Annotated in this window: 15 protein-coding genes and 1 riboswitch; of the genes, 10 read left to right on the top strand and 5 right to left on the bottom strand. The window is 38.7% G+C overall.

Features of this window, described 5'->3' with window-relative positions:
• The first annotated feature begins 292 nt into the window (after positions 1 to 292).
• From A374_RS10215 to A374_RS10205, 3 genes are all read left to right on the top strand, one after another.
• The gene (locus tag A374_RS10215; RefSeq protein ID WP_007202128.1) at positions 293 to 706 is read left to right on the top strand and encodes a MerR family transcriptional regulator; all 414 of its coding nucleotides are present in this window, start codon (positions 293 to 295) and stop codon (positions 704 to 706) included.
• A gap of 111 nt (positions 707 to 817) precedes the next feature.
• Complete coding sequence (locus tag A374_RS10210) at positions 818 to 1,588, top strand: DeoR/GlpR family DNA-binding transcription regulator (protein WP_007202127.1); 771 nt, start codon at positions 818 to 820, stop codon at positions 1,586 to 1,588.
• Positions 1,585 to 2,448 carry a Cof-type HAD-IIB family hydrolase gene (locus A374_RS10205; RefSeq protein ID WP_007202126.1) on the top strand — a complete coding sequence of 288 codons (864 nt, stop codon included), beginning with the start codon at positions 1,585 to 1,587 and terminating at the stop codon, positions 2,446 to 2,448. The genes A374_RS10210 and A374_RS10205 overlap by 4 nt, the downstream gene beginning before the upstream one ends.
• A 67-nt stretch (positions 2,449 to 2,515) precedes the next feature.
• On the opposite strand, the gene A374_RS10200 is transcribed toward A374_RS10205, so the two are convergent.
• Both A374_RS10200 and A374_RS20015 read right to left on the bottom strand, forming a co-directional pair.
• Complete coding sequence (locus A374_RS10200; protein ID WP_007202125.1) at positions 2,516 to 3,361, bottom strand: YitT family protein; 846 nt, start codon at positions 3,359 to 3,361, stop codon at positions 2,516 to 2,518.
• A 167-nt stretch (positions 3,362 to 3,528) separates the two neighbouring features.
• Positions 3,529 to 3,756: a CotD family spore coat protein gene (locus A374_RS20015; protein ID WP_162098294.1), complete on the bottom strand. Its 228-nt coding sequence runs from the start codon at positions 3,754 to 3,756 to the stop codon at positions 3,529 to 3,531.
• Between the two features lie 136 nt (positions 3,757 to 3,892).
• Here A374_RS20015 and A374_RS10195 point away from each other — a divergent pair, with 136 nt between their 5' ends.
• Both A374_RS10195 and A374_RS10190 read left to right on the top strand, forming a co-directional pair.
• A complete protein-coding gene (locus tag A374_RS10195) occupies positions 3,893 to 4,141 on the top strand; it encodes a hypothetical protein (RefSeq protein ID WP_007202124.1) in 249 nt (82 codons plus the stop codon).
• 142 nt (positions 4,142 to 4,283) lie between these two features.
• Positions 4,284 to 5,153, top strand: coding sequence for a polysaccharide deacetylase family protein (locus tag A374_RS10190; RefSeq protein ID WP_007202123.1), 870 nt, complete (start codon positions 4,284 to 4,286; stop codon positions 5,151 to 5,153).
• A 41-nt stretch (positions 5,154 to 5,194) separates the two neighbouring features.
• Here A374_RS10190 and A374_RS20615 read toward each other — a convergent pair whose 3' ends face one another.
• Positions 5,195 to 5,335: a hypothetical protein gene (locus A374_RS20615; RefSeq protein ID WP_156793196.1), complete on the bottom strand. Its 141-nt coding sequence runs from the start codon at positions 5,333 to 5,335 to the stop codon at positions 5,195 to 5,197.
• 176 nt (positions 5,336 to 5,511) lie between these two features.
• On the opposite strand from A374_RS20615, the gene A374_RS20970 reads away from it, so the two are divergent.
• The 3 genes from A374_RS20970 to A374_RS10175 all read left to right on the top strand — a co-directional run bounded on the left by A374_RS20970 (position 5,512) and on the right by A374_RS10175 (position 9,275).
• Positions 5,512 to 5,838 (top strand): hypothetical protein, encoded by a 327-nt coding sequence (locus A374_RS20970; RefSeq protein ID WP_007202122.1) that lies wholly within the window; start codon positions 5,512 to 5,514, stop codon positions 5,836 to 5,838.
• Positions 5,839 to 6,198: 360 nt separating this feature from the next.
• A complete protein-coding gene (locus tag A374_RS10180; RefSeq protein WP_007202121.1) occupies positions 6,199 to 8,052 on the top strand; it encodes a PAS domain-containing sensor histidine kinase in 1,854 nt (617 codons plus the stop codon).
• A 101-nt stretch (positions 8,053 to 8,153) separates the two neighbouring features.
• Positions 8,154 to 9,275, top strand: coding sequence for a glycosyl hydrolase family 18 protein (locus A374_RS10175; RefSeq protein ID WP_007202120.1), 1,122 nt, complete (start codon positions 8,154 to 8,156; stop codon positions 9,273 to 9,275).
• A 39-nt stretch (positions 9,276 to 9,314) separates the two neighbouring features.
• On the opposite strand, the gene A374_RS10170 is transcribed toward A374_RS10175, so the two are convergent.
• Together A374_RS10170 and A374_RS10165 are read right to left on the bottom strand one after the other, a co-directional pair.
• Positions 9,315 to 9,515 carry a hypothetical protein gene (locus A374_RS10170; RefSeq protein ID WP_007202119.1) on the bottom strand — a complete coding sequence of 67 codons (201 nt, stop codon included), beginning with the start codon at positions 9,513 to 9,515 and terminating at the stop codon, positions 9,315 to 9,317.
• On the bottom strand, positions 9,515 to 9,838 hold the full coding sequence (locus A374_RS10165; protein WP_007202118.1) for a heavy metal-binding domain-containing protein: 324 nt from the start codon (positions 9,836 to 9,838) through the stop codon (positions 9,515 to 9,517). Before A374_RS10165 ends, A374_RS10170 begins: the two co-directional genes overlap by 1 nt.
• Positions 9,839 to 9,993: 155 nt before the next feature.
• Positions 9,994 to 10,102: riboswitch (SAM riboswitch) on the top strand.
• An 89-nt stretch (positions 10,103 to 10,191) separates the two neighbouring features.
• On the opposite strand from A374_RS10165, the gene A374_RS10160 reads away from it, so the two are divergent.
• Both A374_RS10160 and A374_RS10155 read left to right on the top strand, forming a co-directional pair.
• Positions 10,192 to 11,490 (top strand): Na+/H+ antiporter NhaC family protein, encoded by a 1,299-nt coding sequence (locus tag A374_RS10160; protein WP_007202117.1) that lies wholly within the window; start codon positions 10,192 to 10,194, stop codon positions 11,488 to 11,490.
• A gap of 81 nt (positions 11,491 to 11,571) precedes the next feature.
• On the top strand, positions 11,572 to 12,573 hold the full coding sequence (locus A374_RS10155; protein WP_007202116.1) for an LLM class flavin-dependent oxidoreductase: 1,002 nt from the start codon (positions 11,572 to 11,574) through the stop codon (positions 12,571 to 12,573).
• Positions 12,574 to 12,733 lie beyond the last annotated feature (160 nt).

The following is a 12,733-nucleotide window of genomic DNA, read 5'->3' as shown; positions in this document are numbered from 1 at the left end:
AAAGAGAAGGAGTATACTCTTTGGAAGAAGGAACTTACTTTTTTAATAGAAGAAATTCCGCTTCATTTTCAATGATTACATAGTAAAAGTCTATCCTACAAAGCGATATCGTTCAAGATGATATCTTTCTTATATAGAATTCATTTCAAAATGAAAGTATTAAAAAGGTAGGTAGTGCGTTTCGAGGAAATACGATGCGCAGAAAATGACAGAACTAAAAAGGAAAGGAGAGCTGCTCGATAACACGATCGTTATCCGTATTTTGGGTAGCAATAAATAAACGGTGAACTGGATGAAAATTGACGAAGTGGCAAAGCTAACAGGCATCACAAAACGTGCCATTCGCTATTATGAAGAAATTGGATTGACGGCACCACCTGATCGAAGCGATGGCCAAATGCGCCGTTATACAGAGCAAGATGTGAAGCAATTGCAACGCGTTGTAGATGCAAAAGAAGTACTAGGCTTTTCCTTGCAAGAGCTACAACATTTTCTTACGCTAAAAGAACGGATCCTAGAGCATAAAGAACAGTATACGTCTTCTTCAAGTGAAGTCTTAAAAAAACAAGAATTAAATGAAATTGAGCAAGGATTAACAGAACAACAACAGATGCTACAAGAAAAAATGGAAAAAATGAAACGGTTCCAAGATGAAATAGCAGACTTGTTAAGTAAAGTGCAACGTTTAAAAACAGATAAAACGTAAGAGATGAGAGTGTTAAAGCTTTCATCTTTTTTTATAAAACTTAAAAAACTTATAAAGTTGCAAGAAAACTTATATTAGCATATACTTACAGAAAGAGGTGATGTGTGCTTTATGTATCAAGATGAGCGGATGGAGGCCATTGTAGCCTATTTAAAGCAACATGAACGCATTGATATGGATGCCATATGTAACATGTATCATGTTTCTAAAGATACGGCCCGAAGAGATCTTGTTAAATTAGAGGAAGAAGGCAAAGTGATTCGCACGCGTGGCGGGGCTAAACTGTCGACTTTTTTTCATGAAGTTTATAATTATGAAGAACGGCTACAAAAAGGATCGGACGCAAAACGTAAGATCGGATCGTACGCTGCTTCGTTAATTAAAGACGGCGATTATGTGTTGCTCGATGCTTCGACGACCGTTCAATGCTTGGCAGAAAGCATGCATACAAAGCAAAATGTAGCGGTAACGAATTCGATAGATATTGCGAGCATTTTAAGTAAAAAAGACGATGTGGATGTCCATTTATTAGGTGGTCGATTAAATAATAAGCATCGCTCTATTTATGGTGCAAGAACGATTGCGCAGCTGGCTGATTTGAAAGTGAATAAGCTTTTTTTAGGCGCATGTGGTATTTCCTCTTCTGGGTTAACGCTACCGTTTGAAGAGGAGGGGTTTTTACTCAAAGAGATGATTTCACGCTCCAATCAAGTGATTGTGCTTGCAGATGTATCGAAATTTGATAAAGAATATTTTTATAAAGTATGTGGTTTAGATGAGTTTGATATTGTTATTACCGATCAAGAAATTCCGGAGTCATTAGCTGGACAGCTTCAAGATCACGGAGTGGAAACAATTATACTAAAAAGAGGGTTATTATGAAGTTAGTTGCAATTGATTTAGATGGCACGCTATTACATAAAGATAAAAAGATTAGTGAGGAAAATGCACGGGCGATTCGTGAGGCACAATCCCACGGAATAACCGTTTCCATTTGTACAGGGCGCGCTGTGAGTGATGTACTGCATTTATTAGAAGAAGCCGGTCTTACGTGTCCCGTTATTGGAGCAAATGGAGCGGTTATTGTAGAAGGCAATAACACGGTGTGTGCGTTCCCCCTTCTTAAAGAGGAGGCATACAGTGTTCTTCAAGAAATGGAAAAAGAGCACGTGTTCTATCATCTTCATACCAATCAAGGCATATACACCCCAACGTATGGAGAACAAGGTATTATGGCGGAAATTCAAGGATTGCAAAAGATGGATGAAACGATTGATTCTGAGCAACTATGGCAACGAGCACAAGGGTATTTACAGCAATATGGACAGCAACACATTGCTTCTTTTACGTCGATATGGAACGAAGAGCTGATTGTTTATAAGCTACTACCTTTTTCGTATTCGCTAGATAAATTGGCGAGAATTGAACAAAAAGCTCGACAGTTTGCTTCTATTTTCGTAACAAGTTCATCAACCAATAACTTAGAAATTAATCATAAGGAAGCCAACAAAGGAAATGGACTGCAGGCGATGGCCGATCATCTTAGTATTCCGTATGAGCATACGGTTGCCATTGGTGACAATTTAAATGATTTACCAATGATGAAAGTTGCTGGCACAAGTATCGCCATGGGAAATGCACTGAATGAAATTAAAGCGTATTGTGACTTTACGACATTGCCACACGATATGCACGGTGTTGCTCATGCTATTCGTACAGTTATTTTAAAGCAGGCAATGTAAAAAAGAAGCTTACCGGCGTGACTTTGCGAAAAGGCGTTACGGTAAGCTTCTTTTTTGAATGAACTCGTTAGACGATTTCTTTTTTAGGAAAGGTAAAGCCTTCACCAAAAACATCGCGAACATCATGAATGACAACGAAGGCTTGGTCATCTTGTTTGTGTACAATCTTCTTTAACTGAAACAGTTCTTGTTTATTAATAACAACATAGAGTATTTCTTTCGTTTCCTTACTATAGTTTCCTTGAGCGGAAAAGACAGTTACACCACGATCCATTTCAGCATTGACCCTCTTGGCAATTGCTTGTGGTTCCATCGAAATGATCGTGACGGCTTTTCTAGCATCAAAGCCATCAATAATATAGTCAAGCACTTTGGAACTAATGTACAAAGAAATAACAGTGTACATCGTATTTTGTGCGCCAATGACAAAGTAGGAACTTAACACAACAATTAAATCGATAATGAGCATCGTTGAACTAATGCCAAAGCCAAAATATTGATTTGCCATGCGTGCTAGAATGGTTGAACCTCCCGTTGTTCCCCCGGAACGCAACACAAGCCCGAGACCAATACCGATGAAAATACCAGCGAAGATGGCTCCTAATAAAGGATCGGTGACGGGTACGGACATTCCTTCTGTTATGTGGAGAAAGAGCGATGTACATACAATGCAAATTGTTGTATAAAGAGTGACTCTTTTGTGAAGTAGTTTATAGCCGATTAGAAGAAGCACGGCATTCATAGCAAAGTTGGTATAGCTAGGCGACCAATGAAAAACATAATATAAGAGCATGGAAATTCCGGTAACGCCGCCTTCTCCTAATTGATTAGGAAGAGCAAAGACATTTACACCTAAGGCAAAGATTAGTGATCCTATTATAACAAGTAATAGTTCTTTCCAAATCGTTTTCAAGTATAATCGCTCCTTTCTTACGAGAGCGTGGCTTTCAAGGTAACAAAAAAAGAAACCAGCACCATAGCTGGTCTCATGCATGAACACACGCGCTCCATGATTATACGTCATTTAAGATTTCACTATAGCATGGTATGAACGGTGTTTCAAGCGGTAACAATTTACGGTTAGCAGCAAGGTGGTGGACCACAATCAACAGATTGATGGTACACTTGACCAGTGGAGGAATGGCAAACTGGGTATTCATGAACATGTTTGTACACCATATGATTTACGTGTTGATATTGCACAGGATGAACGTGGACAACTTCCTGCGTTTGATAGTAATGCTTAACACAGCATTGCGTAGGGTGAACAATAACTTGAGGTTGGTTACAGCCACAACCATAATACATAAAGAATCGCTCCTTTTTAATTTTCATATACTTCACTACACAACGTATGTTAGACAAACTAAAACGGACAGGGTACATGTCTAACTTTTCGAATTTAGGCACGGAAAATAGGAAAGAATGAGTATAGGTGATGAAGATGAAACTGAATAAACAGAGCAAACAACTTTATAGTAAAGCTATTGATTCCATGCAAGAAGGTCTTGAAGCGATGATTGACTTATATAATGAAGCAGAGGAAGATCGCATGCTCATTCAATTCGATGAAGATGTAGAAGAGAAAATTGTAAACGCAAAAGAACTTCATGGAAGCGATTTCATTAATCGGAAAATTAATGCAATTATTAGAGAAGTGCTTACATTAACAAAAAATGAAGATAAAACCTAATTAAGGAAATAAAATTTCCAGTTCAAATCGGGGAAGTTCGTACTATTTTCATAATTTTTTAGCTTTCTTCTTACCATTTCCGACAAAAAAGCCGTATAATAGGTAACGTACTAGAAATGTTAAGATAAGGTGTTGGATAGTTATGAGAGGGCAAAGAAGAAAAAAAGCGGGAAAACGCGAAGCGATCATTGTCTTGTTGTTGTCAATTGTAGGGATTGCCATTATTTACGGCTCGTGGCATGTCAATAAAATCACTGCAATTGAAAAGAAAAAAGAAAAATCCGAAAGTAAAAACGATTCTTCGTCAGATTCTGTAGCCAAAAAAGAGAAAAAAGCGCATGATCACGACAAAAAGCCCGCAAATGTTGATCATCGCATTAAAGCAAGTAAAAAACCACTTCCGGCTACGAAAAAAGTAGTGTATTTATCTTTTGATGACGGTCCTTCGCCATATTCAAATCAAATTATGGATACGCTCAAGAAATACAATGCGAGTGCGACATTCTTTATGCTTTCACCTAACATCCTCAGTCATAAAGAGGCTGTTAAACGTATGGATAAAGAAGGATTCAATTATGGTTTGCATGGTGTTAGTCATGATGCGAAGTTGATTTATCGTACAAAGGACACAGTTGTAAAAGAGATGGATCAAGATAATGATACGTTATATAAAGTGACAGGCAAGAAAACAAACATGATTCGTACACCGTATGGTAGTGCACCTTATATGAAGCCACCGTATCAAAAAGCTGTAAAAGACCACGGCTATCATTTGTGGGATTGGACCATCGACAGCCGAGATTGGGCATTTAGAAGTCCAGCGTATGTACCTTATACGATTAATCAGTTCAATGCGTTAAAAAATACGCATGAGCCACTCATTATTCTCATGCATGAGAAGAAAACAACATTAGACAGCCTGCCTAGACTTTTAGCTTACATTCAATCACAAGGGTATAAGATGAAGCGTTTAGAAATGAATATGAAACCTTATAAATTTAAAGTGCACTAAGAGGAAAGCTCCTTCGTTGATGATGAACGAAGGAGCTTTTTTTAGCGTTTTTCGTTGCGTGTATGGTCGTTCTCGACCGCTTGTTGTTCCCATGCGATTAACACGATTCCCATCTCTTTTTCAACCTCGTTCAATACATGCTGTTGCTCGTTCGTTAGCTGCGCTAATTCAAATTGGTTCATTGTTTCCTCCACATTTTTTATGTGTAGGTTGTTCAGTAAGATGACGGTTTATGCAAAGGAATTAGTCGTTGTCCCAATAATAGTCATCACAGCGGTCACCAGCAACACTAATTCGATCGCCACAAGGACCAGGAATGCGCCAGTCAATATTATCGATGCAATTTTTGTAACAACGTTTGCGCTCTTTACCACTAAATGAAGAGCAGGCATCCTTACATACTTGCTTACTGTTTAAGGTATTGCCGCGACAGCTTCTGCAGGAAGAGCTTGAAGAGCTTGTACAACTAGACGAACTGGAACTTGTACAGCTCGAACTGGAAGAGCTCGAACTAGAAGAGCTTGAACTTGTACAACTCGAACTAGAAGAGCTCGAACTAGACGAACTAGAACTAGACGAACTAGAACTAGATGAACTTTCACTTGAGCTCAAATTTTCACTTAAACTTAAATGTTCACTTAATTCAATGACGAAAGTTGGAGTTTGGTCTACTGAGCTTTCATAGTGTCTTTCGTCTCGCACATAAGGAGACTCATATTCATCATAACGGTAGGCACTCACTTTTTTATACTTACAAGGCCTCTGATAGTGCGTTCTTTCTTTTGCGGTGACTGAATAACCGTATGGACGATAAGATGATTTTTTTTGTCGGCCACGGTTATAAGAACTATATCTTTTATTCATTCAATTAACCCCTTTCAACATACTATATTCACAGGAAAGCTCAGGGAAATGGACAAGTACCTTACTTTTTAAAAATAGGCAAGTTAGAAAATAGGAAAAAAGACAATACAAGCGAAAAGCCTTGATGTGCTATGATAAAACATAGCGAAACGAAAAATTTAACAATTAAGGTTGATTTTATATGAAAATAGATCCTATGAATGAAATACCTGTTATACAATTAATGGATGCCATTGCCAGTGGTGTCATCGTATTAGCGGAGGATAACACGGTCATTTATGTAAATGACATGGCGCGTAACATATTAGGTATTCAAGAAAAAGTGCAGGGGATGCACTATGAGCAGGCGTCTTTTTTAGCAATGAATGAATCGGGGTTACCGTTAGCCTTTGAGGATTTTCCGTCACAAAAAACAAAAGTAACCGGAAATAACGTTCAAGATGAATTAATTGGCGTTGTGTCACCTAAACATATGACGTGTAAATGGTATACAGTGTCAACAAGTCCTCTACAAAGTTCAACCGGCTCCACTCTAGTAGTTATTACAATTGCTGCAGTGACAGAACAAAAACAGATGGAAAACGCTCGCCAAAAAAGTGAAGAACCTTTTCGCTCATTAGTGACGTCTATGGAAGATACGGTTTTTACGCTGAATCGGGATTTAATTCATACGGGCGTATATGGAACGTGGATTAAAAAACAGCTCATTGACCCAGAAACGTTAATTGGGAAAAGTGTATCTGAAATTTTCGGTAGGTTTGCTGCTGGTCATGAAGAGGCTTGTTTAGAGGTGTTGGAGCAAGGAACATGTAAAATCTTTGAATGGAGTAGGGAACGTGGCGACCAAACGTTTTATTTCCAGGCACTACTTTCACCTTTGATCAATGAAAATGGCGAAGTGTACGGCATCGTTGGGGTGTCTCGAGACATTACTGTGCAAAAGCAAACCGAGCTCGGATTGTTAGAAAGTGAAGAACGTTTTCGACAGTTTGCAGATAATGCCAATGATGTGTTTTGGATGAGAGATTGCCAAAGTAAGCAGTTCATTTATTTAAGTCCATCCTTTGAAAGAATTTGGGGAAGACCGAGAGAAATGGGTTATGAAAATTTAACACAATTAAAGGAAACGGTAGTTCCAGAAGATTTACCGATTATTTCATCGGTTTTTCAATATCCACATGAGCAAGATCATGAAATTGAATATCGCATTAAACGACCGGATGGCGAGTTGCGCTGGATTCGATCGCGCGCTTTTCCAATTTATGATAAGCAAGGTACTGTATGTCGGATGGCTGGGATCGCTGAAGATATTACAAACATTAAAGAACAAGAGAAATTGTTGCAAAAATCGGATAAACTGATGGTCGTTGGTGAATTAGCAGCCGGAATTGCCCATGAAATTCGCAATCCACTTACGAGTATTAAAGGGTTTATGCAATTAATTAGTCCTGATATACAAGATCATATTCAAGAAATCATTCTTTCTGAATTAAATCGTATTGAGTCTATTATTAACGAGTTTTTAATTTTAGCAAAACCACACACAGATATTGAATTTCAAAAGAAAAGCATCAATGAAGTGATCACGCAAGCGATGGTATTGTTGCATTCCGAAGCCAACTTGAAAAATGTTCAATTTAAAGAACAATTATCTTCAACCTTACCTGCTGTTTTATGTGAAGGGAATCAGCTGAAGCAAGTATTAATTAATGTGATAAAAAATGCAATTGAAGCCATGCACCACGGAGGAATTGTAACTATTCAGACCGCTTTGTACAAGCGTCGCTTTATAAAAATTACAATTCATGATGAAGGGATTGGCATTTCCAAAGAACGGATCAATCGTTTAGGCGAACCGTTTTATTCTAATAAAGAAAAAGGCATTGGGCTTGGGCTGATGGTGAGCTTAAAAATTATCGAAAATCATAAAGGTAAAATTACTTTTTCTAGCTTAGTGAATAAGGGCACAACGGTAACCATTATGTTGCCTATTGATCTACATCGTACATCCAATCATGAAGCTGTAAGCGAATAATTCGCTTACAGCTTTTTTTATCTGGAAGAAAAATTTAACAACGCGCTTTTCGAATAGTTGAGGTTGAGGGAGGAAAAGTAACTAAAAAGGAGAGTTGAACGATGAAAAAAGTATGGCTTATCTGTTTTTCTGGATTACTATGTTTGTCGGCCTGTACGGCATCAAAGCAAGAGGATATGAAAAAAGAGCGTTCGTCCACGATTCAAAATGTTGCCTATAAAACGAAACAAAGCAATAAAACGCCAGTTACAACAATCGGTTACATTGAGCCGTTTAATGAGCAGAAAGCGATTGCTGAAGTAAAAAAGAATGCACGTCATTTATCGTATACTGCGATATTTAGTTATCAAGTCAAACAAGATGGATCGCTAATTGCGGTAAAAGATGAAAAGCTCATTAAAGAAATAAAAAAACAAGGCTCTTTGCCAATGTTTGTTCTTACAAATTTTGAAAATGGTACGTTTTCACCGAGCATTGCACACGCCTTGTTTACGAATCAACAAGCAATGAATACTGTGATCTCACAAGTACTTACGACGATGAAGAACAAAAGGTATGCAGCGATCAATGTCGATTTTGAACATATTAAACCAGAAGATAAGACGCGATATAATACGTTTTTACACAAGCTTTTATCAAAAGCAAAAGCGAATGGTTATGTAACATCTACAGCGCTTGCTCCTAAAACGAGTGGCACGCAAAGTGGGCCATGGTATACCGCGCATGATTACAAAACCCATGGGCAATTAGCTGATTATGTTGTCCTTATGACGTATGAGTGGGGATGGTCAGGGGGACCTCCGATGGCGGTTGCTCCCATTACTGAAGTACGGAAAGTGTTAGAGTATGCTTTATCAGAAATTCCGCGCACGAAAATTATTCTCGGTGCCCCTTTGTATGGGTATGATTGGCCGCTACCTTATAAAAAAGGTAATCCTTTTGCGAAACGTATTTCGCCTGAAGGAGCAGCGCAGTTAGCCATTGATCAGAAAATTCCGTTGCAATATGATGCAAGAGTAGATGCTCCATATTTTTATTACAGAGATGCTACGGGAAAAAAACATGTTGTTTGGTTTGAAAATGAAGCGAGTATGCAAGCAAAATACAATTTAGTGAAGGAAAAAGGCATACGTGGCGTCGCTTATTGGGTGTTAGGAGAGCCATTTGCACGAAATTGGTCGCTAGTAGAAGATCGTTTTTCGATTAATAGAGGAACGAAATAAAGGAAGCAAAAAGAAGGGAAGCTCCCTTCTTTTCTGTTGTTATTCCTCAATGTAAAGGCGCTCACCCGTTTCGGGGTTATAATACACTCTAGTCGTTACATTGGTAATGGGATCAATGGATACTTCATCTGTCGCATAAAAACCAAAAGGAGCTTTCTCTTTTGACCCTTTGTAGCGGATATCAAAAAACTTCCATGATACGAGGATGATGATTAGGGCGCCAATCAGTAGAATAAGCATTACACTTCTTCTTCGACGATCACGGCTGTACCATAAGCGACAATTTCACTCATGTTTTGTCCAATTTCACCAGAATCAAAACGCATCATGATGATGGCGTTTGCTCCCATAGCCGTCGCGTTTTTTACAAGACGATCGAGCGCTTCTTTTCGTGCGTCTTCAAGCATGGACGTATATTGTTTAATTTCTCCACCAACAAGACCTTTAAGGCCAGCCATAATGTTACCCCCAAGACCTCTCGACCGAACAACCACACCAAAGCTAGAACCGAGCACCTTTGAGACTTTATACCCCGCTATTCTTTCTGTTGTTACTATTAGCATCATGTTCACCTCCACTTTCTAGTGTACAGTGAAATAAAGGGAATTAATACAAAAATTATTATGTGTAGGGAACGCTTTAATAGGGTAGTAATTGACAGTAAAGCATAAACGCGATAAAGTAATACGTGCTGTTTATTAGTAGAATAATGAGTATATTCTTATCGAGAGAGACCGAGGGACTGGCCCAAGGACGTCTCGGCAGCAGACTCTTTGAAAGAGTGCTGTGCCAAATCCAGCAAGCAAAATGTGCTTGAAAGATAAGAAGGAACAGAGCTTTTCTAAAGATTCCTTCTTTTATAGAAGGAGTCTTTTTTTAGCATAAGCGAAAATAATGAATGTAGAGGTGTGGAAGCATGACGAATCAAAAAGCCAACGGCTGGGCGTTAATGCCATTTGTTTTATTTTTACTACTTTTTATAGGGACCGGCGTGATTACTGGAGATTTTTATAAACTGCCTGTTGTAATAGCTATTATGATTGCTGCTGTTGTAGCCTTAGCTATGAATAGAAAAGAATCATTGACTAGTAAAATAGAGCGCTTTGCAAAAGGTGCGGGGAATATCGATATTATGATGATGGTATTTATCTTTATTTTGGCTGGTGGCTTTTCTGAATCAGCAAAAGGAATGGGAGCAGTGAAAGCGACGGTTAACGTAGCCTTAACCATTATTCCAGAGAACTTATTAGTTGTCGGATTATTTTTGATTGCAGCTTTTATATCGTTAGCAATGGGAACCTCAATGGGAACGATTGCGGCACTTGGTCCAATTGGTGCAGGAATTAGTGGTCAAACGGATCTTTCCATGGCGCTTACGTTAGCAGCTGTGATTGGTGGTGCCATGTTTGGAGATAATTTATCCATTATTTCTGATACGACGATTGCTGCAGTTCGTACACAACAAACACAAATGCGCGATAAGTTTAAGGTGAACTTTATGATTGTTTTACCAGCTGCCATTATAACTTGCCTCATTTTATTTTTTGTAACGATGGGAAATGTATCACACGTTACAAGCGGATCATATACGATCATTAAACTATTACCTTATGTGCTCGTATTAGTAGCGGCACTGCTTGGACTTAACGTATTTATCGTTCTTGGCGGAGGGATCGTTCTTTCTGGAATCATCGGCTTAGCAGATGGAAGCTATCATATAACAAGTTTCTTAAAAACGATAACAGATGGCATGTTTGGCATGTCAGAGCTTGTTTTTTTAGCGATTTTTATAGGAGGAACGGTTGAGCTTATTTCCTATAACGGTGGTATTTCTTTTCTGCTAAATATTTTTACAAAGCGAATTTCTACGAAAAAAGGAGCGGAATTTGGTATTGCGGGTCTTGTTAGTGCGACGAACCTATCGACCGCAAACAACACAATTTCAATCATAACGGCAGGACCGTTAGCGAAGCAAATTGCAGATGAGTATGGAATTGATCGCCGTAAATCAGCGAGTTTGTTAGATATATTCTCTTGTAGCATTCAAGGTTTAATTCCTTATGGTGCTCAAGCATTAACCGCTGCAAAAATCGGTAGTATTTCGCCTGTAAGCTTGGTTGGTTATTCGTTTTATCCAATTTTGATTGCATTGTGTGGAATGGGCGCCATTTTAATCGGCTATCCAAAGCGTTTATCAAAAAATAAGGGAGAATGAAGCAGTTTTTGAGCAAATTATTTAGTAACTGAAACATTTATTGTTACAATCGATGGTAAGAAAACGAAGGAGAGATAATTGATGAAGAAATCTTTACAAGATATTCGCTATTCTGTGCTTGATCTTTCTCCTATAAAAGAAGGAGAAGAAGCGACGCATGCTCTTCGAAATTCTTTAGATCTTGCACAACATGCTGAAAAATGGGGATTTAATCGGTATTGGGTTGCCGAACATCATAGTATGCCTGGCATTGCAAGCTCAGCAACATCGGTTGTTATTGGTCATATAGCGGGAGGCACTTCGACGATTCGCGTTGGATCGGGAGGCATTATGCTACCCAATCATTCTCCGCTTATTATCGCTGAACATTTCGGTACGCTAGAGTCTTTATACCCGGGGCGAATTGACCTAGGATTAGGACGAGCGCCAGGTACAGACCAAACGACCGCTCGTGCTCTCCGACGTGAAAATATGAGCAATGGCGAAGACTTTCCTGAGCAAGTTGACGAGCTTCGTCAGTATTTCCAACCTGTAGAACAACAACCCGTGCGCGCCATTCCAGGAGAAGGACTTCACGTTCCGATCTGGCTATTAGGCTCAAGTGGTTTTAGTGCCCGCTTAGCTGCGCAACTAGGATTGCCATTTTCATTTGCTAGTCATTTTTCACCAGATAATACGTTACCAGCACTCGATGTTTATCGCCGCAACTTTAAAGCAAGTGAAGAATTAGCGAAGCCTTACGCCATGGTCGGCGTAAATATTATTGCAGCAGATACAGAAGAGCAAGCACAATTCATCGCTACAAGTATGCAACAACAATTTCTAAATTTAATTCGTGGCATTCCTTCTAAGTTAAAAGCGCCTGTTTCATCGATGGAGGGACTTTGGTCACCATTTGAAAAAGCAACGCTCATGCAACAGCTGCGAACGACGTTTATAGGGACAAAAGAAACAATAGCAGAAAAACTTCAAACCTTCATTGAAGAAACGCAGGCAGATGAATTAATTGTTAATGCCCAAATTTACGATCACGAAGCACGTCTTCGTTCGTATGAACTTGTTTCTGAACTGATGAAAAAGTAAGAAATAAAGATACTCCATTGTTCAAATATGAGCAGTGGAGTATTTTTTTGCAATAATAATCAGAAGGCAATTCCACCGATAGTTTTTACAAAAGAAGGCAATAAAATGGTAAATTTTAAGAAAATTATAACAGTTTTATTTTCAGGTACCTTTAATAAAA

The sequence above is a fragment of the Fictibacillus macauensis ZFHKF-1 genome, from assembly GCF_000269865.1.
Classification (GTDB): domain Bacteria; phylum Bacillota; class Bacilli; order Bacillales; family Fictibacillaceae; genus Fictibacillus_C; species Fictibacillus_C macauensis.
Note: the sequence above shows the minus strand (reverse complement) of the source record. Positions and strands in the feature narration are given on the sequence as shown.

What these genes read in the sequence shown, in the direction of transcription:
- A374_RS10180 (WP_007202121.1), top strand. Translation starts at nt 6,199, where the DNA reads ATGAAAATAGATCCTATGAATGAAATACCTGTTATACAATTAATGGAT.
- A374_RS10195 (WP_007202124.1), top strand. Translation starts at nt 3,893, where the DNA reads ATGAAACTGAATAAACAGAGCAAACAACTTTATAGTAAAGCTATTGAT.
- A374_RS10155 (WP_007202116.1), top strand. Translation starts at nt 11,572, where the DNA reads ATGAAGAAATCTTTACAAGATATTCGCTATTCTGTGCTTGATCTTTCT.
- A374_RS10210 (WP_007202127.1), top strand. Translation starts at nt 818, where the DNA reads ATGTATCAAGATGAGCGGATGGAGGCCATTGTAGCCTATTTAAAGCAA.
- A374_RS10175 (WP_007202120.1), top strand. Translation starts at nt 8,154, where the DNA reads ATGAAAAAAGTATGGCTTATCTGTTTTTCTGGATTACTATGTTTGTCG.
- A374_RS10205 (WP_007202126.1), top strand. Translation starts at nt 1,585, where the DNA reads ATGAAGTTAGTTGCAATTGATTTAGATGGCACGCTATTACATAAAGAT.
- A374_RS10215 (WP_007202128.1), top strand. Translation starts at nt 293, where the DNA reads ATGAAAATTGACGAAGTGGCAAAGCTAACAGGCATCACAAAACGTGCC.
- A374_RS10190 (WP_007202123.1), top strand. Translation starts at nt 4,284, where the DNA reads ATGAGAGGGCAAAGAAGAAAAAAAGCGGGAAAACGCGAAGCGATCATT.
- A374_RS10160 (WP_007202117.1), top strand. Translation starts at nt 10,192, where the DNA reads ATGACGAATCAAAAAGCCAACGGCTGGGCGTTAATGCCATTTGTTTTA.
- A374_RS20615 (WP_156793196.1), bottom strand. Translation starts at nt 5,335, where the DNA reads ATGAACCAATTTGAATTAGCGCAGCTAACGAACGAGCAACAGCATGTA.
- A374_RS20015 (WP_162098294.1), bottom strand. Translation starts at nt 3,756, where the DNA reads ATGTATTATGGTTGTGGCTGTAACCAACCTCAAGTTATTGTTCACCCT.
- A374_RS10165 (WP_007202118.1), bottom strand. Translation starts at nt 9,838, where the DNA reads ATGCTAATAGTAACAACAGAAAGAATAGCGGGGTATAAAGTCTCAAAG.
- A374_RS10170 (WP_007202119.1), bottom strand. Translation starts at nt 9,515, where the DNA reads ATGCTTATTCTACTGATTGGCGCCCTAATCATCATCCTCGTATCATGG.